Source organism: Erwinia sp. 2186 (assembly GCF_057812255.1).
Window position 1 is genome coordinate 3,870,079 of sequence record NZ_CM173824.1, and the last position, 24,020, is coordinate 3,894,098.

Consider the following 24,020-nt stretch of genomic DNA (forward strand, 5'->3'; position numbering starts at 1 on the left):
GCCGGGCGGGGTTGCTCCCGCCCATGCTCCTCAGTATCACGTCTGTTTTATCCAGCTCACCTGCCCGTAAACGTCTTCATCAGGCTTACCTTCCCGCGTGACAAACACCCCAACCGCTGCAATCAGCGTCTCGCCATAAAACAGCAGTGGCGTGCGATCGCGTTGCCAGGGGGGAATGCCCTTTTCCTGCCAGATTTTTTTCAGCGCGCGGCTGCCGGCCCGATCGGTGAGATGGAATTTCCCCTGCGCCTGAAAACGTACGCTGACGATCTCCTCCGGCAAAGCTGGCCGAATCTTTATGCCGGCATCATCGCGCAGCAGGTGTCCCAGACCGTCGGGCAAGCGGAGGGATGCATCGCCTGCAGGCCAGCGGAGGATCACATCGGTGACCGGCTCGGTCAGCGCCAGCCAGTAAAGCCGATCGCGATATCGCCTGACGTCAAACCGACCCAGCCGCAAACGCGGTTCGGCATCTTCACGGCTACACGCCACTTCCTGCCACAGCCGCTGCAGCGACGCTTTCGACGGCATCAGTCCGCCCTGTGAGGCAATCCAGCGACGCAGCAGCGCCGCCCGCCTGACGTCGCTCATGGCCAGCAACGGTGCCCATGCCAGACCACCCGCCTCATCCACCAGCGTGCCCAATGATTCAGCCAGCAGCTCATCCAGCAGTTGCTCCTGCTCACCACAAAGCGTCGCGCTGCGGGCAACTGACTGAGCAAAATGGGGCCAGCGGGAAGTCAGCTCAGGGATCACCTTCTGCCGCAGAAAGTTACGGTCAAAACGGGTGTCCTGATTGCTGTCATCCTCAATCCAGCTTAACGCATGCTCCGCTGCCCAGGCTTCGAGCTGTCCCCGGGTTTGTAAGAGCAGAGGACGAAGCAGCGTATGTGTGCCCAACAGCGACTGAACCGGCATGCCTGCCAGCCCGGCGGGCCCGCTGCCGCGCTTTAACGCCAACAGGAAGGTTTCGCACTGATCGTCCAGATGCTGGGCGGTGAGCAGGCATTCGGCAGGTCGAAGATGGTCAGCAAACGCCTGATAGCGCGCATCTCTGGCCGCCGCTTCCACCCCTTTTTCACGGCTATCCAGCGTGACGTACACCACCGCCAGCTCGACCTGCCATCGCTGGCACAGCTGCTGACAATGCTCCACCCAGCCATCGGCCAGCGGATTCAAACCATGATGAATATGGATAGCCCGCAGGTGCAGATCGTCCCGCTGTGCACGCAGGGTAACCAGCTGATGCAGCAGAACCGTTGAATCCAGCCCACCGCTGAAGCCCACCAGCAGATGCTGGTGTCCGGCGAGGTGCTGAGCAAGTGCATGCAGTGCCATGAGCATTCCGTTACGGGAAGTGGTAACCCGGCCAGAGCTGGCCGGGTTTGAATGGCGCTATATTACGCCTGATACAGCTCCAGCGGCAAACCATCCGGATCGTTGAAGAAGGTAAAGCGCTTATCGGTGATCGGATCGATACGGATGTCTTCGCAAATTACGCCCTTTGATTCCAGATGCGCTTTGGCGGCATCAATATCGTCAACGCTGAAGGCCAGATGGCGCAGGCCACAGGATTCAGGTTGAGTAGGCCGCGAAGGCGGGAAAGGGAAAGAGAACAGTTCAATGGTGTACTGACCGTTGAGCGCCAGATCCCCTTTCCAGGAGTCGCGTGCTTCGCGGTACACTTCGCCGATTAAGGTAAACCCCAGAATGTCGCAGTAAAAGTCCTTACTGACCTGATACCGGCTGGCAATAATGGCGATATGGTGCACCTGCTTAATACCTAACATAATAACTCCTTGCTAATGGCTTCTATCCCTTACTGTACGCAGGCCTTCAACGACCGACAATGGCACTAATCTGGAATTAATCGACCGGGTTTTTTAATACCCGCACCAGATACTGCCCTTCCTCCGTCAGCTTCGCGCCGTGAATGTCCGTTTCGAATCCCGGGTAATGTTTGCCGATGGTGCAAAGCATCAGCAGGAAGTCGAGCACCGCGCGGCTTTGCTCGGTGATCATTTCACCCGGCATCACCACGGGAACGCCCGGCGGATAAGGCAGGATCATATTGGCCGAAACGCGCCCAACCAGCTGCGAAATATCGACCGTCTCAACATTGCCCTTCACCTGCTGCTGGAACATCTGATGCGGCGTCATTTTCATTTCTGGCAAGATGGCGAAGGCTTGCAGCATCAACCTTGGCAGATCGTGTTCGCGGATCAGCCGGTGGATCCCCTGCGCCAGATCCTGAATGCGCATATTGCGGTAGAAATCAGGATCCTCCGCGTAGAGATCCGGCAGCATGTTTTTGACCCGCAGATTCAGATCGTAAGCACGTTTAAACTCGGTCAGGCCACGTAGCACGCTCATCGCTTTGGTCTTGTCGATGCCAATACTGAACAGGAACAGCAGATTATAGGGCCCGGTTTTTTCGACCACTACGCCGCGCTCATCGAGGAATTTAGCCACCAGCGCCGCCGGGATCCCTTCCTCCGCCATCACGCCCAGTTCGCTCATCCCCGGCGTCAGGATGGTGACTTTGATCGGATCGAGGTACATATGATCCGCATCCGCCTCTTTGAAGCCGTGCCAGTCCTCTTCGCCTGGCTGGATTGGCCAGCATTCTGGTTCATCAACCCCTGCCGGCTGCCAGATATCGAAGAACCAGCCTTCTGACTCTTCGCGCAGTCGCTGGACTTCCCGGCGGAAGTGCAGCGCACGCTCAACAGAACGGTTAATCAGCCGTTTACCCGGATTGCCACGCAGCATTGCCGCCGCCGTCTCGATGGACGCGACGATCGAATAGTTCGGCGAAGTGGTGGTGTGCATCATATAGGCTTCATTAAAGGTTTCTTCGTCGTAATCGCCTTTAATGTGGATCAGTGAAGCCTGAGAGAACGCCGCCAGCAGCTTATGCGTCGACTGCGTCTCGTAGATTACTTTTCCCGGCGTACGATCGCCGCTCATCCCGCTCAGCCCTTGATAGATCGGATGGAAATTGGTGTAAGGCACCCAGGCAGAATCAAAGTGGATCGACGGCACGTCCAGCGTCTCTTTGATGTACTGGGTGTTGTACAGCAGCCCGTCATAGGTTGAGTTGGTGATCACCGCATGCACCGGCCAGGTGGCGCGTTCAGTCTGCGCCACTTTCAGCGCAATACTCTCTTTGGTGAATTCGCGTTTGGGAATCCCGCCCAGAATGCCGAGCGCATTTCGGGTTGGCTTCAGCCAGATGGGAATGATATCGCTCATCATCAACAGGTGAGTCAGCGATTTGTGGCAGTTACGGTCGATTAATACCGTGCTCCCTGCGGCGGCGGCATACATGCCGACGATCTTATTTGAGGTCGAGGTGCCATTGGTCACCATGTAGCTCTGTTCAGCACCAAAGGTGCGCGCGACATACTCTTCCGCTTCCAGATGCGGACCGGTGTGGTCCAGCAGCGATCCCAGCTCAGTCACCGAAATAGAGATATCGGCCTTTAACGTGTTGGCACCAAAGAAATCATAGAACAGCGTACCGACCGGACTCTTCTGGAAAGCGGTGCCGGCCATATGCCCAGGCGTGCAGAAGGTGTATTTGCCCTCTTTCACATAGTTGAACAGCGCCTTGGTCAGCGGTGGCGTAATCGTATCGATGTATTCATTGGTGTACTGGCGGATACGCTGGGCAATCTCTTCGGAAACGCCGAGGCCGTATTCAAAGAACCACATCGCCATGCGCATCTCGTTGATGCTGACGTCCATGCTGGAGTGGGTGTTGATAAAGGCGTAAAGCGGAAGGTATTCGTTCAGCAGCTGGATTTCGCTGCACAGATCCTGGCTGTATTCATCCCAGTCAAAGATGACGCCGCAGATCCGGGGATTGTGTTCAATCAGCTTGAGCAGGTCGTTCGCATCTTTCGGGTAGATAGTCTGGAATCCCTGGGCGTTGAGCGCCCCGTCCAGCTCACGGATGGGTTCATCTTTATAGAATGCGTTATGCGGTCCCATGATCGCGATGATATTCAATGCGTACCTCCTGGTATTGTGCAGCAGGGGTAAGCATAGCGAAGATGGCGGGCAGAAGGGAAAAAATTGGGGAATGAACCACCCACAACATGACGTTGTGAGTGGATCATGAACTGTCAGGCGTAGCCGTAGTTCATCAAACGCTGGTAACGACGGTCCAGCAGTTCTTCAGTACTCAGCACGTCCAGATCGGCCAGGTCGGCCAGCAGCTGGGCTTTCAGTGTGGCACCAATCACCAGCGGCTCGCGATGCGCTCCGCCTAATGGCTCTGGGATCACCGTGTCGATCAGCTTCAGTTCTTTCAGACGCGAAGCAATAATGCCCATCGCTTCTGCGGCCAGCGGCGCTTTATCAGCGCTTTTCCACAGAATTGAGGCACAGCCTTCCGGTGAAATCACCGAATAGGTGCTGTACTGCAGCATGTTTACTTTGTCGCCAACGCCGATAGCCAGCGCGCCACCGGAACCACCCTCACCAATAACGGTACAGATGACCGGCACTTTCAGACCGGACATCTCACGCAGGTTGCGTGCAATGGCTTCGGACTGACCGCGCTCTTCTGCGCCAACACCCGGATACGCACCCGGGGTGTCGATAAAGGTGATGATCGGCATTTTGAAGCGCTCGGCCATCTCCATCAGACGCAGTGCTTTACGGTAGCCTTCTGGTGCAGGCATACCGAAGTTACGACGGATCTTCTCTTTGGTTTCGCGGCCTTTCTGATGACCAATGATCATCACCGGGCGACCATCCAGACGAGCGATGCCGCCAACAATGGCTTTATCATCCGCATAGGCGCGATCGCCTGCCAGCTCGTCAAAGTCAGTAAACACGTTGCGGACATAGTCCAGCGTGTAAGGACGCAAAGGATGACGCGCTAATTTCGCGATCTGCCATGCGCCCAAATCGGAGAAGATCTTACGGGTCAGCTCTACGCTTTTCTCACGCAGACGCTGAACTTCTTCATCCAGATTAATATCCAGTTTTTCATCCTGACGGCCAACCGATTTGAGCGAATCAATCTTCGCTTCAAGTTCTGCGATTGGCTGTTCGAAATCCAGGTAATTAAGACTCATAATATTCCTGTTTTAGTCAAACTCCAGTTCCACCTGCTCCGACCCTATCAGCGACCGCAATTCGTTGAGTAAACGATCGCTGGGCGACACACGCCAGGCTGCGCCAAAGCGCAACTTCGCCCGTGCATCCTCTCTCTGATAGTAGAGATGTACCGGAATGGTCCCCGAACGATGGGGTTCCAGGGATTGACGGAGACGGTTCAAAAGCTGGTCATCAATTTGCCTGTCCGTCAGCGAGATAGCAAGCCCACGAGCATATTTTTCACGGGCTTCATCAATGTCCATCACATCGCGGGCGGTCATTTTAAGCCCCCCGCTGAAGTCATCGAAGCTGACCTGTCCGCTGACGATCAGGATACGGTCTTTTTCCAACAAATGCTGGAACTTCTCTAACGCATCTGTGAATAACATCACTTCCAGACGACCAGAACGGTCGTCCAGCGTGCAGATGCCAATCCGGTTACCGCGTTTTGTTACCATTACGCGGGCCGCCACCACCAGACCAACTGCCATGGTCATTTTGCCACGATCGGTCGGGTGCATGTCTTTCAGGCGCATTCCCCCCACATAGCGCTCGATCTCTTTCAGATACTGATTGATCGGGTGCCCGGTGAGGTAAAGCCCCAGGGTTTCTCTTTCGCCATCCAGCTGGACCTGTTCAGGCCAGCGCTTGATGTCCGCATAGGATTTTTCGATGTGTGCCGGCTCTTCCGCCAGCACGCCGAACATATCGGCCTGGCCGATCGCTTCCGCTTTCGCATGCTGATCGGCGGCTTTCAACGCTTCTGGCAGCGCGCTCATCAGGGCGGCACGGTGCGGCCCCAGACGGTCAAACGCGCCGGACATCACCAGCTTTTCCAGCACGCGGCGGTTAAGCTTTTTGGTGTCGGTACGGGCACACAGGTCGAACAGCTCGCGGAAGTAGCCGCCTTCATTACGCGCTTCGATGATCGCTTCAATCGGGCCTTCGCCCACGCCTTTAATGGCGCCGATGCCGTAAACAATTTCGCCGTCATCGTTGACGTGGAACTGATACTGACCGGAGTTGATATCCGGTGGTAACACCTTCAGCCCCATGCGCCAGCATTCATCAACCAGACCGACCACCTTCTCGGTGTTATCCATATCGGCGGTCATTACCGCGGCCATAAATTCGGCCGGGTAGTGCGCTTTCAGCCACAGCGTCTGATAAGAGACCAGCGCATAGGCGGCGGAGTGGGATTTGTTAAAACCGTAACCCGCAAATTTCTCTACCAGGTCAAAGATTTTAACCGCCAGCTCACCTTCAATACCCCGCGACTTGGCGCCATCTTCAAAGCCACCGCGCTGTTTGGCCATCTCGACCGGGTTCTTTTTACCCATCGCACGACGCAGCATATCCGCGCCACCCAGGCTGTAACCTGCCAGCACCTGAGCAATCTGCATGACCTGTTCCTGGTACAGGATGATGCCATAGGTTGGCTCCAGTACCGGCTTCAGGGATTCATGCTGCCACTGGATATCCGGGTAGGAGATCGCTTCACGGCCATGCTTACGGTCGATAAAGTTATCTACCATGCCTGACTGCAGCGGACCCGGGCGGAACAGCGCCACCAGGGCGATCATATCTTCAAAGCTGTCAGGCTTCAGACGTTTGATCAGATCTTTCATGCCGCGCGATTCAAGCTGGAACACCGCGGTGGTTTCAGATCGCTGAAGCATATCAAAGCTTTTTTTATCGTCCAGCGGGATCGCGGCGATATCGATTGGCGGTTCGCCCTGCTTCTTGCGCCGGGCGTTGATCATCGCCAGTGCCCAGTCGATGATGGTCAATGTGCGCAGACCGAGGAAGTCGAACTTCACCAGCCCGGCATATTCCACATCGTTCTTATCAAACTGGGTTACCGGGAAGTTGCCGTTTTCATCGCAATACAGCGGCGCAAAATCGGTGATTTGCGTCGGTGCGATCACCACACCACCGGCGTGCTTACCGGCGTTACGCGTGACGCCTTCCAGCTTGCGCGCCATATCGATCAGCGCTTTAACTTCTTCGTCAGCTTCGTAGATTTCTGGCAGCTGCGGCTCGGCCGCAAAGGCTTTTTCCAGCGTCATGCCGGGCTCTGGGGGGATCAGCTTGGAAATACGATCGACGAAGCCATACGGATGCCCCAGCACGCGCCCAACGTCACGCACCACGGCTTTCGCCGCCATGGTACCGAAGGTGATGATCTGAGATACCGCTTTACGGCCATACATCTCGGCCACGTGCTCAATCACCAGATCGCGTTTTTCCATGCAGAAGTCGACGTCGAAGTCGGGCATCGATACACGTTCCGGGTTCAGGAAACGTTCGAACAGCAGGTCAAACTCAAGCGGATCGAGGTCGGTAATTTTCAGCGCATAGGCCACCAGCGATCCGGCACCGGAACCACGACCTGGCCCTACCGGCACGTCGTTATCCTTCGACCACTGGATAAACTCCATCACGATCAGGAAGTAGCCCGGGAAGCCCATCTGGTTGATCACGTTCAGCTCGATTTCGAGGCGATCGTCATATTCAGGCCGTTTTTCTGCCCGCACTGCGGCGTCCGGGAACAGGAATTCCAGACGCTCTTCCAGCCCTTCCCGCGATTTCATCACCAGGAAGTCTTCGGTGGTCATTTCGCCCGTTGGGAACTGCGGCAGGAAGTACTCACCCAGGCGGATGGTGACGTTACAACGCTTAGCAATCTCTACGCTGTTAGCCAGCGCCTCGGGGATGTCCGAGAACAGCTCGCACATCTCCTCTTCGGTACGCAGATATTGCTGAGGACTGTAGTTTTTCGGTCTTTTGGGATCGTCGAGGGTGAAACCATCGTGGATCGCCACGCGGATTTCATGCGCATCAAAATCGCCGGCTTCCAGGAAGCACACTTCGTTGGTGGCGACCACGGGAATACTGTTGGCAATGGCCAGCTCGACGGCAGCATGAACCCAGGTCTCTTCATCCTGGCGTCCGGTGCGGATCAGCTCAAGATAGTAGCGCTCAGGGAAGTATTGCTGATAGAACGCCAGGCACTCGGCAACCTGGGCATGGTTACCGCGCAGCAGCATCTGGCCAACATCGCCACGACGCCCGCCGGAAAGCAGGATCAGCCCTTCGCCCAGCTCGATCAGCCAGTCACGATCGATGATCGGACCGGCGGCACCATAACCACGCTGGTATGCTTTTGAGATCAACAGGGTGAGGTTCTGATAACCGGTGTTGTTCGCTGCGAGGATCGTCAGCTGACCCAGATCGTCGCCCATCGCGTCACTGCTGACCTTAAAGTCCGCACCGATGATCGGCTTAACGCCCTGACCGTGGGCACCGCCGTAGAATTTCACCAGGCCGCACAGGTTGAGGTAGTCGGTGATCCCAATGGCCGGCATGCCCAGAGAGGCAGCTTTTTTCACCAACGGGCCCGTCTTGGCTAATCCATCAACCATGGAATAGTCACTGTGAACGCGTAAATGAATAAAACGAGGTTCGGCCATCTTGGATCCCACTTAAGGCTGAGGGGTGAAAATTACAGGGTCTGTCCGGCTGAAGCCGCGACGTCGGCATCCAGTATCGCATTACGCACCGGTGCAAAACTGCGACGGTGATGCGGTGTTACGCCATGCTGCGCCAGTTTTTCCATATGCAGTGCGGTCGGGTAGCCTTTATGCTGAGCAAAACCATACTGCGGGAACAACACATCCAGCTCGCTCATTTCCCGGTCACGCGTGACCTTGGCAATAATAGACGCCGCGCTGATTTCACGCACCAGGCTGTCGCCCTTTACCACCGCCAGAGAAGGCATCGCCAGCACCGGGCAACGGTTTCCGTCAATCAATACAAAGTCTGGACAGATATGCAGTCCGGCAACAGCACGCTGCATCGCCAGCATGGTGGCATGCAGGATGTTCAGCCGATCGATCTCTTCCGGCTCAGCCCGACCTAAACTCCAGCTTAACGCCTTCTCGACTATCTCATCGTACAACGCCAGGCGGCGTTTTTCAGACAGCTTTTTGGAATCGGCCAGACCCACTATCGGACGGGCTGGATCGAGAATAACCGCCGCGGTCACCACAGCGCCGACTAACGGGCCACGCCCTACTTCGTCCACGCCGGCAATGCAGGTCGCGTCAGGATAGATAAAGTCGCTCATGGACAGAGTTCCAGTACGGCAGCCGCGGCCTGCTCATCGGCATTCCAGCGGATTTGATGATGAAGTTCGGTAAAGGTTGCCAGCAACTGATCGCGGGTGTCGCCTTCTGCCAGTAAAGGTTCAAGCGCGGCAGCCAGCAGATCGGGCTGACACTCTTCCTGCAGCAGCTCTTTCACCAGTTCACGGCCCGCCAGCAGGTTAGGTAACGACACGTAGTCCGTTTTCACCAGCCGCTTGGCCAGCCAGAAGGTGAAGGGCTTCATGCGGTAACCGACCACCATTGGGCATTTAGCCAGCATACACTCCAGTGCAGCGGTACCGGACGCCAGCAATGCCGCATCGCTGGCAACCATTGCCTGACGCCCTTTGCCATCCAGCAAGTGCATTTTCAGGTCTGGCGCCACTTCGGCTTTAATTCGTTCGAACTGTTCACGGCGGCGCGGGTTAACCAGCGGCACCACGATTTCCAGCTCTGGCCATTTCTGGCGCAATAACACCGCCGTTCTCAGGAAGTCAGCGCTAAGCATCTCAACTTCCGCATTGCGGCTACCCGGCAGCAAGGCCAGGCACGGCGTTCCCTCAGCAATCCCCAGCTCCAGACGCGCAGCGCGTTTGTCTGGCTGGATCGGCATCGCATCAGCCATGGTATGGCCGATAAAGCGGCAGGGAACATTGAAACGATCGTAGAACGCTTTTTCAAACGGCAAAAAGGCTAATACCAGATCGGTAGAGCGGCCAATTTTGAATACGCGTTTCTGACGCCAGGCCCAGACCGATGGGCTGACGTAATGAATCGTGTGAATACCGTTCTGCTTAAGACGCCCTTCAAGCGTAATGTTGAAGTCAGGCGCATCAATACCGACGAAGACATCGGGCTGCAGTGCAGTGAAGCGTTTGGTCAGATCGCGACGGATTTTCAGCAGGCGAGGCAGACGTTCAAGCACCTCAACAATCCCCATCACCGCCAGCTCTTCCATTTCGTACCAGGCTTCACAACCCTCGGCCTGCATCAGCGGTCCGGCAACGCCGACAAAGCGGGTTTCCGGGTGCTTTTCTTTGAGTGCACGGATAAGACCGGCACCAAGAATATCGCCGGAGGTTTCTCCGGCGACAAGGGCAATCGTTAAAGGATGCTTTGGCATGAGTTAACGAATCAAACCCCGCGTAGAGCGAGCGAAGAAATCGTAGAACGGCTGCACTTCTGGATGCTTGCTGGCAATCTCAGCGATTTCTGGCTTCGCTTCTTCCAGCGTTTTATTGCTGCGGTAAAGGATCTTGTACGCATTGCGGATCGCGTGTAAGGCCTCTTTACTGAAGCCACGACGCTGTAGCCCCACCAGATTGATACCAAACGGCGTGGCATGGTTACCCTGGGCAATTACGAATGGCGGAACATCCTGGACGACACCAGAACAGCCGCCAATCATCACGTGCGCGCCGATAACGCAGAATTGATGAATTGCTGTCATCCCACCAATAATGGCAAAGTCATCCACAACCACATGGCCGCCCAGCGTTGCATTGTTGGCGAGGATACAACGATCGCCAATAATGCAGTCATGAGCGATGTGCGCGTTAACCATAAACAGGTTATCGCTGCCCACTTTGGTCAGGCCGTCAGCCTGAGAAGTGCCACGGTGAATAGTGACGCTCTCACGGATGCTGTTACGGTCGCCCACTTCCACTCGGGTTGGCTCGCCAGCGTACTTCAGATCCTGGTTAGCTTCACCGATGGTGGTGAACTGATAAATGGTATTGTCTTTGCCAATACGGGTGTGACCATTGACCACCACATGAGATTTGAGGACAGTGCCTTCACCAATCTCAACATTCGCCCCAATAAAACAGAAAGGGCCGATATGGACGCGAGCGCCAATGACGGCGCCCTCTTCAATGACGGAACTTGGATGGATTACAGCAGTTTCATCAATCACGAATTATCCCTCCCGGCTGCGGGCACACATCATCGTTGCTTCACAGACAATTTTACCGTCTACGGTTGCCACGCCTTTAAAGCGCGTCAGACCACGGCGGGTTTTCTCGAAGGTGACTTCCATGATCATCTGATCGCCAGGCACGACAGGGCGCTTGAAGCGCGCGTCATCAATCCCTGCGAAGTAGTACAGCTCGCCAGGTTCCAGTTTGCCCACGCTTTTAAACGCCAGAATACCGGTTGCCTGAGCCATAGCTTCTAAAATCAGCACGCCTGGGAAAATCGGCTTACCAGGGAAATGGCCCTGGAAAAACGGTTCGTTGACCGAGACATTCTTCACTGCGCGCAGGAACTTGTGCTCTTCGAACTCAAGGACGCGGTCTACCAATAAAAACGGGTAGCGGTGAGGCAGCAGTTCAATAATCTCTTCAATCTTCAGAGTATGAGTTTCAGTAGTCAAAATACTCTTCCTGTCCTAAAAAATTCTGATGGCATCAATAACACGGCCTGCAAAGATCATCCGCAGGCCGCAAATCAGGTTCTGTGCGCCGGGCTTCCTTGCTTAGCATTCTAATTCTACCCTGTGGGGTAATGTCAGCTGGTCAAGGTGCTGGGAAGGCGTTTAGTCTTTGTCGACTTTACGCTCGATGGCTTTTAAGCGTTTGCTTATTTCATCGATATTCATCACCAGCGCTGCCGTTTTGCGCCAGGTTTTGTTGGGTTGCAGTGGAATCCCGGAGGAGTATACCCCAGGTTGGGTGATTGGTCGCATGACCATTCCCATTCCGGTGACCGTAACTTTGTCACAAATTTCCATGTGACCGTTAATTACGCTTGCACCACCAATCATGCAATAGCGGCCGATTTTCAGGCTGCCTGCCATGATGACGCCACCCGCAACCGCGGTATTGTCGCCAATCACAACGTTGTGTGCAATCTGGCACTGGTTATCAATGATAACACCATTCCCGATCTGAGTGTTATCCAACGCGCCGCGATCGATGGTGGTACAGGCACCAATCTCAACACGATCGCCGATAATCACCGTTCCGAGCTGCGGGATTTTCACCCAATTGCCACGATCGTTAGCGTAGCCAAAACCATCCGCACCGATAACGGTGCCAGACTGGATCAGGCAACGCTCGCCGATCTGAATTTCATGATAAATAGAGACGTTGGCCCACAAACGGGTTCCGGCGCCAATGCGGGTATTTTTCCCGACGAAACAACCGGCACCAATAACCACGTTATCGCCCAGCTCAACGCCAGATTCGATAACGGCATTTGCGCCAATAGAGACATATTGACCCAGCTTAGCGCTGGCATCGATCACCGCGCTCGGCGCGATGTCTTTGGCAGGCTGCGGCGTGCTGTCCAGAATCTGAGCCATGCGGGCATAAGTCAGATAAGGATCTTTCACCACCAGAGCGGCGCCTTGAACGCAGTCCAGATCCGCTTCCGTCAGCACCACGGCGGAGGCCTTACAGGTGACGAGCTGCTCGCGGTAACGGCTGTTAGAGAGAAAAGTGATTTGACCGGATTGGGCGGATTGCATAGAAGCAATGCCGGAGATGACGAGTTCGCCATCTCCGTGCAAATCTGCATCCAACTGCTGGGCTAAATCAGCCAGTCGAATTGAAGACATCGATTATTTAACCTGTTTCAGAACATCAGCAGTGATGTCTTTAGATTTAGCTGCATACGCAACAGCGTTAGCATCAACAACGACGTCGTAACCTTCATCATCAGCAACTTTCTGCACAGCATCCTGAATACGGCTCAGGATTTTGTTACGTTCTTCTGCCTGGCGACGACGGTTATCCTGCTCGAAAGCCTGAGCTTTAGTTGAGAAGGCTTCACGCTGAGCCATAACGTCTTTTTCCATACGGCTGCGATCGCTAGCCTTCATGGTAGAGCCGTCACGCTGCAACTTCTGCATTTTAGTCTGCAGATCGCGTTCCATACCCTGCAGCTCAGTTGCACGGCCTTTGAACTCGTTTTCAAGCTGTTTCGCAACTGTCGCACGCGCCGGTAACTGTTGGAAAATGCTGGAAACGTTCACCACTGCAATTTTATCTGCAGCCTGGGCACCAGCGGAAACCGCCAGAGCGATAGAGAGGCCTGCGGCACACAACAACTTTTTCACTATAAACTCCTTACCATCAACGTTTGTGTCTTCGACACATGTGTTGCGCGTTAAGGCAACCACGCAGGTTGCCATTAAACGTCGCGATACTCACTTACACGCTTCCGTGCGAAACCGCCGTTACCAGGTTTTACCAATGTTAAACTGGAACTGCTCGGCCTTATCTCCATCATACTTTTTGAACGGCTGGGCGTAAGAGAACACCAGTGGACCCAGTGGAGACATCCACTGCAGTGCCAGACCCGCCGACATACGGATGTTGCCCGGATCGCTGTAATCAGGAATACCCGCGGCACGTGTTTCGGCCGTGTTTTCCCAATTGGTATCCCACACTGTACCGGCATCGACAAACAGCGATGTACGGACCGAGTTGGCATACTTCTCGCTCAGGAACGGTGTTGGGGTGATCAACTCCGCGCTGGCCGTAGCCAATGCGTTACCACCAACCGCATCGCTGGAATCACACAGCGTGCCCGTAGAACATGTATCCGAACCATTATTGTAGTAGGCCGCTTTAGGACCGATGGTATTAGAACGGAAACCACGCACGGTGCTGGAACCACCGGCATAGAAGTTCTCGTAGAACGGCAGTTCTTTGCCGCTCAGACCATCGCCGTAACCGACTTTACCGCGACCCAACAGAACCCAGGTACGATCCTGATTCAGCGGAACATACTGCTGAGTATCCAGCGTCGCTTTGTAGAAGGCGTTATCCGATCCCGGGATCGTCACTTTACCGTTCAGGTTGGTACGGTTACCGGACGTTGGGAAGAACCCACGGTCCAGGTTGTTGTATGTCCAACCATAGTTGAAGGTGAAGTCATCTGCTGCATAATCTGCATCTTCCGACAGGCTAGGATCCTGACCGACCGAACGCAGATAACGGAACATCGATACCTGAGGCTGCATGTTGGACAGGTCGTTGTGCACGTAACCCAGACCGACACGCAAGGTGTTGTTTTCGTTAACCGGGAAGCCCAGCGTACCGTCTAAACCATAGCTCTTGTTGGTATAGTCAGACAGGTCAGCATCATCCGCTTTGAAGTCGTTATAGAACACACGACCGCCCAGGCTGACACCGTCGACCGTGAAGTACGGGTCGATCAGTGAGAATTCAGCATAGGTCTGATAATCGTTTTTGGTGCCGCTGATACCGACGGTATTACCCGTACCTAACCAGTTTTCCTGCGTCACGCCAACCTGGAAGCTGACGCCACTCTCGGTGCCGTAACCGACGCCGAAGTTGAAGGTACCGGTGTTACGTTCTTTCACCTTGTACACCACGTCAACCTGGTCTGGTGAGCCTGGCACGCGCTGCGTGTCGGTATCAACCGTCTCAAAGTAACCGGTACGGTTCAGACGCTCTTTCCCCTGCTCAACCAGGTCGCTGCCCAGCCATGCACCTTCCATCTGGCGCATTTCGCGACGCAGAACGGAATCTTTAGAGGTGTCGTTACCTTCAAAGCGCACTTTACGCACGGAGTAACGGTTGCCCGCATCAACGTTGACGTGCAGCTTCACGGTTTTATCCGCATCATTGATTTCTGGCTGCGTCGATACGCGTGGATACGCGTAACCATAACGGCCCAGCATCTTCTTGATGTCATCTTCCATTTTGGTCACTTTGGCGCCGTTATACAGCTCGCCTGGCTTGACCTTCGACAGCTGCTCAACTTCAGCTGAATGGCCGGCCATGCTGCCGTTAACCACTACGCCAGAAAGCTTGTACTGATCGCCTTCGGTGATGTTGATGGTGATGTAGATGCCTTTTTTGTCCGGCGTCAGGCTGACCTGAGTCGAATCAATGTTGAAACGGGCATAACCACGATCGAGGTAGAAGCTGCGCAGGGTTTCAAGGTCACCCGCCAGTTTCTGCTTCTGGTATTTGCGATCGCCAACGACGTTCCACCATGGCACTTCATCACGCAGTGAGAAGCGGGAGATCAGTTCATCAGACGAGAAGGCTTTGTTGCCGACCACGTTGATTTGCTGGATCTTGGCAGAAACACCTTCGGTAAAGACCAGTTTCAGATCGACACGGTTACGCGGCAGCGGTGTGACCACAGCTTTTACGCTGGCGCTGTACTTACCGACGCTGTAGTAGAAGTCTTCAAGCCCTTTCTCAATGGATGAGATGGTGGTGCGGTCAAGGGCTTCACCCACGCGCACGCCAGAGGCTTCAAGGTTCTGCTTCAGCATGTCATCTTTCACCGCTTTGTTACCGGAGAAGGTGATGCTGGCAATCGTTGGGCGTTCTTTCACCTGGACGATCAGCGTAGTGCCGTCGCGCAGGACCTGTACGTCTTCGAAGTTCCCGGTCGCGAAGAGAGCACGGATAGTATTACTGATATCATCATCGGAGACGGTGTCTCCCACGCGGACAGGCATACTCAGCAATGCCGCGCCGACGGCGACTCGCTGCAGGCCTTCGAAATGAATATCCTTCACTACGAAGCCGTCTGCCGCGTATACGGTAGCGCTGCTAAACAGCAGCGACGCTATGAGCAACTTTTTCATCGCCATCGTTGTTATGCATTCTTCCTAACTGGTTCTCACGGGTAGTTTGCCTGTTGGCAGACTAAAGACGTGAGAAATCATTGAATAGTGCAAGCCCCATTAACAGCACCAGCAAAATAGAGCCAATGCGATAACTGAAGTCCTGAACTCGCTCAGACACCGGCCCACCTTTGATCTTTTCGATCGCCAGGAACAGCAAATGTCCACCATCTAATACCGGCAACGGGAACAGATTGATAATCCCGAGGTTCACGCTGATCAAAGCCAGGAACATCAGGTAGTAGATCAAACCATATTCCGCCGACATCCCAGCACCCTGGGCGATAGAAATCGGCCCGCTGAGATTGTTCAACTTCACTTCGCCGACAATCAGTTTGCCCAGCATATTGACCGTCAGTTTCATCAGCTGCCAAGTTTTGGCGCTAGCCTCACCGATCGCTGCAAACGGACCATACTGGCGTACCGTTTTAAATTCATCCGGCAGAGGAACAATGCGCGGGATCACCCCGGCAAACCCTTCTGCTTTACTGCCTGGCTTCACGTCTGGCGTCAGTGTCACTGTGACTGGACTGCCCTGTCGCTCAATGTCTACCGCCAACGCTTTACCCGGATTATCGCGAACCAGAGTGACAAAACGCTGCCACTGGTCCACCGGCTGACCATCGACTTTAACGATCCTGTCGCCCGCTTGCAAACCCGCCTTACTTGCCGCCGAGTTCGCCTGGACTTCTGCCAGCACCGTTTCGATCTGTGGTCCACGCGGCTTAATGCCGAGTGAAACAACAGGATCCTGCTTATCCGGTTCGAACTGCCAGTTGCGCAGATCGAGCCGCTTGTCACTGACCTGAGAAGAGCCAAATGGCGCCACGCTTAACGTGGTTTGCTGGTCGCCAATTTTCGACACCAGCGCCATACGCACAGCATCCCAGTCAGGCGTTTCGATACCGTCAACGGCTTTAAGTTCCATCCCAGGCGTAATTTGAGCCTCAGCAGCCTGCGAACCGCTCACTATTTCGCCAACAACCGGGCGAACACCAGGCACACCGATGATAAACACCAGCCAGTAAGCGAAAATGGCAAAGATGAAATTGGCGATAGGACCGGCACTAATAATCGCCGCGCGTTGCAGCACGGTTTTATTATTAAACGCCTGGTTACGCAGCTCAGGCGGCACGCTTTCAACACGCTCATCGAGCATCTTGACGTAACCACCCAAGGGGATCAGAGCAATGACGTATTCCGTTCCCTGTTTATCGGTCCGGCGCCACAGCGCTTTACCGAAACCAACAGAGAAGCGTTCAACCTTGACACCACAACGACGGGCCACCCAGAAGTGGCCAAACTCGTGCACGGTGATCAATACGCCGAGGGCAACGATAAATGCCCCAAGGCTCCAGAGAATGCTTAGCATAGGGTCCCTTATAGCGTCCCGAAAACCAGCAACAACAGGCAGGCGAACACAGGTACGGCTGCAGTCAGGCTGTCGATACGGTCAAGGATGCCCCCATGTCCGGGGATCAAATTACCACTGTCTTTAATGCCGGCTTCGCGCTTGAACATGCTCTCGGTTAAATCCCCTAACACCGAGGCCAGTGCGGCGACCAGTGAACAAACCAACAGGGTAACAGGCGAGATAGTCAGCGGCGCCCACAGGCCAAACAGCCAGGCAATCAGTGCAGACGTCAGCAGGCCACCAAAGAACCCTTCCCAGGTTTTCCCCGGTGAGACTTTAGGTGACAGCTTGTGTTTACCAAACAGGCGGCCAAACATGTAGGCACCAGAATCAGCGCCCCAGACCAGCAGCATCACGTACAGCAGCCACCAGGCACCGGCAAAATGGTCGGTATCGTAGTGATACTGGCGTAACGTCAGCATGCCCCAGAAGAACGGCACAATGGTCAGGACACCGAACAGCAGGCGAAGCGCTTTAGACGAGCGCCAAAACGAGGCCGAGCCGGGATAAGAGAGTACCAGCAGCAAGGCTACGATCCACCAACAAAGGGCGGCCCATAGCGAACCGGCAACCTGTGGCAGGTGTACCGAGTGCTGATAAGCAGGAAGAGTGAACATCATAAAGGCGAGCAGCAGTCCACACAGGACTGCCAGCCAGATGCGTTGCGAGCGGGTCGCGAAGCCCGCAAACTGTCCCCATTCCCAGGCGGCAAGCATGCATACCACCAGGGTCACAATGGCAAATCCAGGAGGCGGAAGCAGGAACAGCGCTGCAATCACAATCGGGATAAGTATAAACGCGGTAATCAGGCGAGACTTCAGCAAAGATTACCCCCAGTGCGCTTAAGCGCCGCCGGGTGCTGCACCGCCGAAGCGACGCTCTCGTTGTGCAAACGCATTCAGTGCACCTTCAAAGACTTGTTCATCAAAATCAGGCCAGAGAACATCGGTAAAAAAGAACTCTGCATAGGCAACCTGCCACAGCAAGAAGTTACTGATTCGATGCTCTCCCCCTGTCCTTATTACCAGATCCACGGGAGCCAGTTCATTGAGGCAGAGATACTGACCAAGGGTTTCTTCCTCGATCTGATCAGGACGGATAAGACCTTCCTGAACCTGCTCTGCTATTTTTCTGACGCCATGGATGATATCCCAACGTCCGCCATAATTCGCGGCAATGTTGAGGGTTAGTCCATTATTTTGTTGAGTAAGTTCCTCAGCGCGACGAATACGCTCCTGCAGACGGTCACTGAATCGGCCGATGTCGCCAATAATCCGCAGACGAACATTGTGCTTGTGCAGACTTTTCACTTCGCTGTCGAGTGCCCAGACGAACAGCTCCATCAAGGCCATGACTTCCTGTGGAGGACGGTTCCAGTTTTCGCTGCTGAATGCATAAAGCGTCAGCGCAGTGAGATTGTTGCTGACAGCAAAGCTCACCGCACGACGAACGGACTTCACTCCGGCTTTGTGGCCAGAGATACGCAATTTTCCACGGGTTTTGGCCCAACGGCCATTGCCATCCATGATGATGGCTACGTGACGGGGATTCTCCCCTTCTTGCAAGTCATCGGTTTTTAGTTGATTTTCGGACGACATAACGCGTAATTATTTCCTTTAATCAGAAATACAACGGCTTCTGAAATATCTTACCCGCTCGACGTAAGAAAACCGTGCTAAACACGGTTTGTATCCCCGCTACATCGCAACGAATTACTGAATTAGCGGCCGAAGACTATACCATCTCCGCCCTCGCCTCACAAATAGCGGCGCGCTAATTGGCTGAATTATCGGGCTTCAGAGAAGCGCGACAGCTGGGCCTGAGCAACCGCTCGTGCCTGTCTGTCAATCTCCAGCACCGCTTCAACGCTGTCCGGTTCTGCACAGGAAAGCGCCTCCAGCACGGCCAAATTGACCGCAGCAATATCGGTAAAGCGAATTTGCGAATCCAGAAACGCGGCAACCGCAATTTCATTGGCCGCATTCAGCGTGGTGGTCGCCGCCTGTCCGGCAGAACAGGCGTCTATTGCCAGCTTCAGGCAGGGATAGCGAGCATAATCCGGCTCGGCGAAAGTCATCGCCCCCATGCGGGTGAAATCCAGTGGCTTCGCCCCGGACGGCACGCGCTGTGGCCAGGCCATCACATGCGCAATCGGTGTGCGCATGTCCGGCGATCCCAGCTGAGCCAGCACGCTGCCATCACGGTAACGCACCATCGAGTGGATCACCGACTGCGGATGCAGGATGACTTCCATCTGGGCATCGGTTGCATTAAACAGCCAGCGGGCTTCGATATATTCCAAACCTTTGTTCATCATGGTGGCGGAATCAACGGAGATTTTGCGCCCCATTGACCAGTTCGGATGCGCGCAGGCCTGATCGGGAGTCATACTCTTGAGCAGGTCCAACGGCGTGTCACGAAAAGGGCCACCCGACCCCGTGAGGATAATGCTATCAATGCCATTATCTTCCAGAGAAGCGTATCCTAACTGTTGCTGGAGGGAAGCAGGCAAACTCTGAAAAATGGCGTTGTGCTCGCTGTCGACGGGTAACAGCTGCGCTTTTGAGGCGCTGACCGCCTCCAGAAAAAGCTGGCCGCAGGTGACGAGCGACTCTTTATTCGCCAGAAGAACCTGTTTTCCGGCACGAATTGCGGCTAACGTAGGCAATAATCCTGCCGCACCGACGATTGCCGCCATAACCTGATCGACATCATCCAGCGCGGCCAGATCGCAGGCAGCCTGTTCGCCACTGAACACCTCGGTCGCCACATTCAAACTTTTCAGACGAAGTCGCAGGGCCGCTGCCGAGTGTTCATCGGACATTGAGGCATAGGCCGGACGGAAGGCCAGACACTGTTCAGCCATCAGCTCAACATTGTGGCCTGCGACCAGCGCCTTAACAGCAAACAGCTCTGGATTAGCCTGAACGACTGCCAGCGTGCTGGTGCCAATAGAGCCCGTTGAACCGAGGATGGTCAATTGCTTCATGAGGTTGCTCTGTGTCAACTCCGCCGCCAGGGAAAGCCTTTCCCTGCACGCCAGATAAGAGAATAAATGCAAAACGCCGCAAGACTGACCACTCCAAAGAACGGCAATCTGTACGGCGTTTCATCGGAACCATGACAGACTTAGAAGTCCATCAGCTCCGCTTCTTTTTCTGCCAGCGCAGTATCAATTTTCTTGATAAAGACGTCGGTCATTTTCTGAATGTCATCCTGTGAACGATGTTCATCATCTTCACTGATTTCTTTGTCTTTCAGCAGCGCTTTCACTTTATCGTTCGCATCACGGCGAACGTTACGCACGGACACACGGCCCTGCTCTGCTTCACCACGAACGACTTTGATCAGGTCTTTACGACGCTCTTCAGTCAGGGCTGGCAGAGGAACACGGATATCGCTGCCCGCTGAACTTGGGTTAAGACCCAGGTCAGAAGTCATGATTGCCTTTTCAACAGCAGCACTGATAGAACGGTCAAACACGTTGATTTTCAGTGTGCGTGAATCTTCAACGGTCACGCTGGCCAGCTGGCGCAGAGGTGTTGAAGAACCGTAATAGTCGACCATAATGCCGTCAAGAATGCTCGGCGAGGCGCGGCCAGTACGGATTTTGCTGATGTGGTTTTTGAATGCTTCGACGCATTTTTCCATGCGCGTTTCAGCATCTTTTCTGATTTCGTTAATCACGTTGGAACCCTTGGATTCTGGTTACCAGGCAGGCTCTGAACACAGAGCCCGTTTCAAAATAATCTATGACGATCCTGAGTGTAGCGTGCAACACGCCACAAAGGCAGAATATACCTTATTTTACGCAGCGACTGATATTATTGCGTAATCAGGGTGCCTTCTTTTTCGCCCATCACCACGCGGCGCAGCGCGCCAGGTTTGTTCATGTTGAACACGCGGATCGGCAGTTTGTGGTCACGGGCCAGCGTAAAGGCCGCAAGATCCATGACTTTCAGTTCTTTATCGAGCACGTCGGTGTAGCTGATCTGGTCGTACAGGGTCGCATCTGGATTCTTCACCGGATCGGCCGAGTAAACGCCATCCACTTTGGTGGCTTTCAGCACCACGTCAGCTTCAATTTCGATACCACGCAGGCAGGCTGCGGAGTCAGTGGTGAAGAACGGGTTACCGGTACCGGCGGAGAAGATCACCACGCGGTTGTTACGCAGCAGGCTGATTGCTTCTGCCCAGCTGTAATTATCGCACACGCCATTCAATGGGATTGCGGACATCAGGCGGGCATTCACATAGGCACGATGCAGAGCATCACGCATTGCCAGACCATTCATCACGGTCGCCAGCATGCCCATATGGTCGCCCACTACGCGGTTCATTCCAGCCTGCGCAAGACCCGCGCCACGGAACAGATTACCACCACCGATAACCACACCCACCTGAATGCCCAGTTCTACCAGTTCTTTCACTTCCTGAGCCATACGATCCAGCACGCTGGCATCAATGCCGAAGCCTTCGGCACCTTGCAGCGCTTCGCCACTCAGTTTAAGCAGAATACGTTGATATACAGGTTTTGCATTGGTCGCCATGGTGTATTTTCCCGAATGGTTTAATCGATGTGAGGAGTAAAATCTGGACTATCATCCTCTTAGCATCGGAGAAATGCTATTGGGATGAGACTGAAAATGGGTGGAACGAAAGACAGATAAAAAAGAACCGCCGATTGGCGGTTCTTATCGTTCATTAAGACTGCTTGGACATCGCCGCAACTTCTGCTGCGAAATCTGTTTCAGCTTTCTCAATGCCTTCGCCCACTTCAAAGCGGATGAAGTTAACAACGTCTGCGTTTTTCTCTTTCAGCAACTGGCCCACAGTTTTAGATGGGTCAATAACGAAAGGCTGGCCAGTCAGAGAAACTTCGCCGGTGAATTTCTTCATGCGGCCTTCAACCATTTTCTCTGCGATTTCTTTCGGCTTGCCAGACTGCATGGCGATGTCCAGCTGAACCTGGAACTCTTTCTCAACCACTTCAGCAGACACATCTTCAGGCTTAACGAATTCTGGCTTGCTGGCAGCAACGTGCATTGCCAGCTGCTTAACCAGCTCTTCGTCAGCGCCGGTAGCGGCGATCAGAACACCGATGCGAGCACCGTGCAGGTAGCTACCCAGCACATCGCCTTCCAGGATGGAAACGCGACGGATGTTGATGTTTTCACCGATTTTAGCAACCAGTGCAACGCGCTCTTCTTCGAACTGGGCTTTCAGCACTTCAACGTCAGTGATTTTGCCTGCAGCAGCAGCGTCCAGCACTTTGTCAGCAAAGGCCTGGAAACCACCGTCTTTCGCAACGAAGTCAGTCTGGCAGTTTACTTCCAGAATCACGCCGAAGTTGCCTTCGATTTTGGTTTTGATCACGCCATCAGCAGCAACGTTGCCTGCTTTCTTAGCAGCTTTGATCGCGCCAGATTTACGCATGTTCTCGATCGCCAGCTCGATGTCGCCGTCAGCTTCAGTCAACGCTTTTTTGCAATCCATCATGCCAGCAGCAGTACGCTCGCGCAGTTCTTTTACCAGAGCAGCGGTAATAGCAGCCATTCTATAATCCTCGGTTAGCTTGCATCGGTCAGCGAGAGCCTGAGAGGTTCGCCACTGATGCCTGGTCTCGGGAGAAACATTCTGCCCCGCCGTAATCACAACCGGCAAAGCGAATTCGAATAAAATAAAGGGGCCAATGCAGGCCCCTTACAGATTAACATCTGACGTCTAAGGGCTCTCGGGAGAGCGATCCTTATTACTCAGCTTCGGCGAATTTTTCTTCAGCCTGCTGAGCCAGGTCCTGAGAGCGACCTTCACGTACAGTAGTCGCTACTGCAGTCAGGTACAGGCTCACAGCACGGATTGCATCGTCATTACCAGGAATGATGAAGTCAACGCCGTCTGGATCAGAGTTGGTATCAACGATAGCAAAGACTGGGATACCCAGGTTGTTTGCTTCTTTGATAGCGATGTGTTCGTGGTCAGCGTCAACAACGAACAGTGCGTCAGGCAGGCCGCCCATGTCTTTGATACCGCCCAGGCTATTTTCCAGCTTGGCCAGTTCGCGAGTACGCATCAGCGCTTCTTTCTTGGTCAGTTTATCGAAGGTACCGTCCTGAGACTGGATTTCCAGGTCTTTCAGACGTTTGATGGACTGACGAACGGTTTTCCAGTTAGTCAGCATGCCACCCAACCAGCGATGGTTTACGAAGAACTGATCGCAGCTCAACGCAGACTCTTTTACTGATTCGCTTGCAGCGCGCTTAGTACCAACGATCAGGATCTTACCTTTACGGGAAGCGATCTTGTTCAGTTCAGCCAGAGCTTCGTTGAACATTGGTACAGTTTTCTCAAGGTTGATGATGTGAACCTTGTTACGAGCACCGAAGATGAATGGCTTCATTTTCGGGTTCCAGTAACGGGTCTGGTGACCGAAGTGTACACCGGCCTTGAGCATGTCGCGCATGGAAACAGTTGCCATGATTACCTCTATAGAATGATTTGGGGTTAAGCCTCCATGTATCCCATACAACCGACCCGGCAGACTGCTTACGCAGGCGTTCAGGCACCCCGGAGTATGTGTCGATACATGTGTGTTATTTACACATAATGAGAGTTATGCGTTTCCCTGTAGAACTTCCCTACAGAGAATCGTCGGCGCGCTTTATACCACAAAGCGCCCTGTGAAGCCAAGTTTTGTTAGCAACAGCCCACCCTGACACAAACTGCAATT

20 protein-coding genes are annotated in these 24,020 nt (G+C 54.2%); all 20 read right to left on the reverse strand.

The features are described from left to right. Positions 1-36: 36 nt before the first annotated feature. The 20 genes from tilS to rpsB all read right to left on the reverse strand — a co-directional run bounded on the left by tilS (position 37) and on the right by rpsB (position 23,768). Positions 37-1,338, reverse strand: a complete 1,302-nt coding sequence (gene tilS, locus ACXKZG_RS18195; RefSeq protein ID WP_488875238.1) for a tRNA lysidine(34) synthetase TilS — start codon at positions 1,336-1,338, stop codon at positions 37-39. A 62-nt stretch (positions 1,339-1,400) separates the two neighbouring features. Then, positions 1,401-1,790, reverse strand: a complete 390-nt coding sequence (locus tag ACXKZG_RS18200; protein WP_013200862.1) for a VOC family protein — start codon at positions 1,788-1,790, stop codon at positions 1,401-1,403. A gap of 76 nt (positions 1,791-1,866) precedes the next feature. Continuing rightward, positions 1,867-4,014, reverse strand: a complete 2,148-nt coding sequence (locus tag ACXKZG_RS18205; RefSeq protein ID WP_488875239.1) for a lysine decarboxylase LdcC — start codon at positions 4,012-4,014, stop codon at positions 1,867-1,869. A gap of 116 nt (positions 4,015-4,130) precedes the next feature. Continuing rightward, entirely contained in the window at positions 4,131-5,090 is a 960-nt protein-coding gene (gene accA, locus ACXKZG_RS18210; RefSeq protein ID WP_013200860.1) for an acetyl-CoA carboxylase carboxyl transferase subunit alpha, read from the reverse strand. A gap of 12 nt (positions 5,091-5,102) precedes the next feature. Further along, positions 5,103-8,585, reverse strand: coding sequence for a DNA polymerase III subunit alpha (dnaE, locus tag ACXKZG_RS18215; protein WP_488875240.1), 3,483 nt, complete (start codon positions 8,583-8,585; stop codon positions 5,103-5,105). A gap of 32 nt (positions 8,586-8,617) precedes the next feature. Continuing rightward, the gene (gene rnhB / locus ACXKZG_RS18220) at positions 8,618-9,241 is read right to left on the reverse strand and encodes a ribonuclease HII (RefSeq protein ID WP_488875241.1); all 624 of its coding nucleotides are present in this window, start codon (positions 9,239-9,241) and stop codon (positions 8,618-8,620) included. Further along, the gene (lpxB, locus tag ACXKZG_RS18225) at positions 9,238-10,383 is read right to left on the reverse strand and encodes a lipid-A-disaccharide synthase (RefSeq protein WP_488875242.1); all 1,146 of its coding nucleotides are present in this window, start codon (positions 10,381-10,383) and stop codon (positions 9,238-9,240) included. Before lpxB ends, rnhB begins: the two co-directional genes overlap by 4 nt. A 3-nt stretch (positions 10,384-10,386) precedes the next feature. Continuing rightward, positions 10,387-11,175, reverse strand: a complete 789-nt coding sequence (gene lpxA / locus ACXKZG_RS18230) for an acyl-ACP--UDP-N-acetylglucosamine O-acyltransferase (RefSeq protein WP_013200856.1) — start codon at positions 11,173-11,175, stop codon at positions 10,387-10,389. A gap of 3 nt (positions 11,176-11,178) precedes the next feature. After that, positions 11,179-11,634, reverse strand: a complete 456-nt coding sequence (gene fabZ / locus ACXKZG_RS18235) for a 3-hydroxyacyl-ACP dehydratase FabZ (protein WP_013200855.1) — start codon at positions 11,632-11,634, stop codon at positions 11,179-11,181. A 162-nt stretch (positions 11,635-11,796) separates the two neighbouring features. After that, the gene (gene lpxD / locus ACXKZG_RS18240; RefSeq protein ID WP_134823506.1) at positions 11,797-12,819 is read right to left on the reverse strand and encodes a UDP-3-O-(3-hydroxymyristoyl)glucosamine N-acyltransferase; all 1,023 of its coding nucleotides are present in this window, start codon (positions 12,817-12,819) and stop codon (positions 11,797-11,799) included. Between the two features lie 3 nt (positions 12,820-12,822). After that, the gene (skp, locus tag ACXKZG_RS18245; RefSeq protein ID WP_013200853.1) at positions 12,823-13,320 is read right to left on the reverse strand and encodes a molecular chaperone Skp; all 498 of its coding nucleotides are present in this window, start codon (positions 13,318-13,320) and stop codon (positions 12,823-12,825) included. A gap of 120 nt (positions 13,321-13,440) precedes the next feature. After that, positions 13,441-15,843: an outer membrane protein assembly factor BamA gene (bamA, locus tag ACXKZG_RS18250; protein WP_488875243.1), complete on the reverse strand. Its 2,403-nt coding sequence runs from the start codon at positions 15,841-15,843 to the stop codon at positions 13,441-13,443. Positions 15,844-15,898: 55 nt separating this feature from the next. After that, positions 15,899-17,248, reverse strand: a complete 1,350-nt coding sequence (gene rseP / locus ACXKZG_RS18255; RefSeq protein WP_013200851.1) for a sigma E protease regulator RseP — start codon at positions 17,246-17,248, stop codon at positions 15,899-15,901. Positions 17,249-17,256: 8 nt separating this feature from the next. After that, entirely contained in the window at positions 17,257-18,114 is an 858-nt protein-coding gene (cdsA, locus tag ACXKZG_RS18260) for a phosphatidate cytidylyltransferase (RefSeq protein WP_013200850.1), read from the reverse strand. A gap of 18 nt (positions 18,115-18,132) precedes the next feature. Then, positions 18,133-18,888 (reverse strand): (2E,6E)-farnesyl-diphosphate-specific ditrans,polycis-undecaprenyl-diphosphate synthase, encoded by a 756-nt coding sequence (gene ispU / locus ACXKZG_RS18265; protein WP_013200849.1) that lies wholly within the window; start codon positions 18,886-18,888, stop codon positions 18,133-18,135. A gap of 188 nt (positions 18,889-19,076) precedes the next feature. Then, positions 19,077-20,279 (reverse strand): 1-deoxy-D-xylulose-5-phosphate reductoisomerase, encoded by a 1,203-nt coding sequence (ispC, locus tag ACXKZG_RS18270; protein ID WP_013200848.1) that lies wholly within the window; start codon positions 20,277-20,279, stop codon positions 19,077-19,079. 140 nt (positions 20,280-20,419) lie between these two features. Continuing rightward, on the reverse strand, positions 20,420-20,977 hold the full coding sequence (frr, locus tag ACXKZG_RS18275) for a ribosome recycling factor (RefSeq protein ID WP_013200847.1): 558 nt from the start codon (positions 20,975-20,977) through the stop codon (positions 20,420-20,422). A gap of 137 nt (positions 20,978-21,114) precedes the next feature. Next, on the reverse strand, positions 21,115-21,840 hold the full coding sequence (gene pyrH / locus ACXKZG_RS18280) for a UMP kinase (RefSeq protein ID WP_013200846.1): 726 nt from the start codon (positions 21,838-21,840) through the stop codon (positions 21,115-21,117). A gap of 154 nt (positions 21,841-21,994) precedes the next feature. Continuing rightward, positions 21,995-22,846, reverse strand: coding sequence for a translation elongation factor Ts (gene tsf, locus ACXKZG_RS18285; RefSeq protein ID WP_013200845.1), 852 nt, complete (start codon positions 22,844-22,846; stop codon positions 21,995-21,997). 196 nt (positions 22,847-23,042) lie between these two features. Next, positions 23,043-23,768, reverse strand: coding sequence for a 30S ribosomal protein S2 (gene rpsB / locus ACXKZG_RS18290; protein WP_013200844.1), 726 nt, complete (start codon positions 23,766-23,768; stop codon positions 23,043-23,045). Between the last annotated feature and the right edge of the window lie 252 nt (positions 23,769-24,020).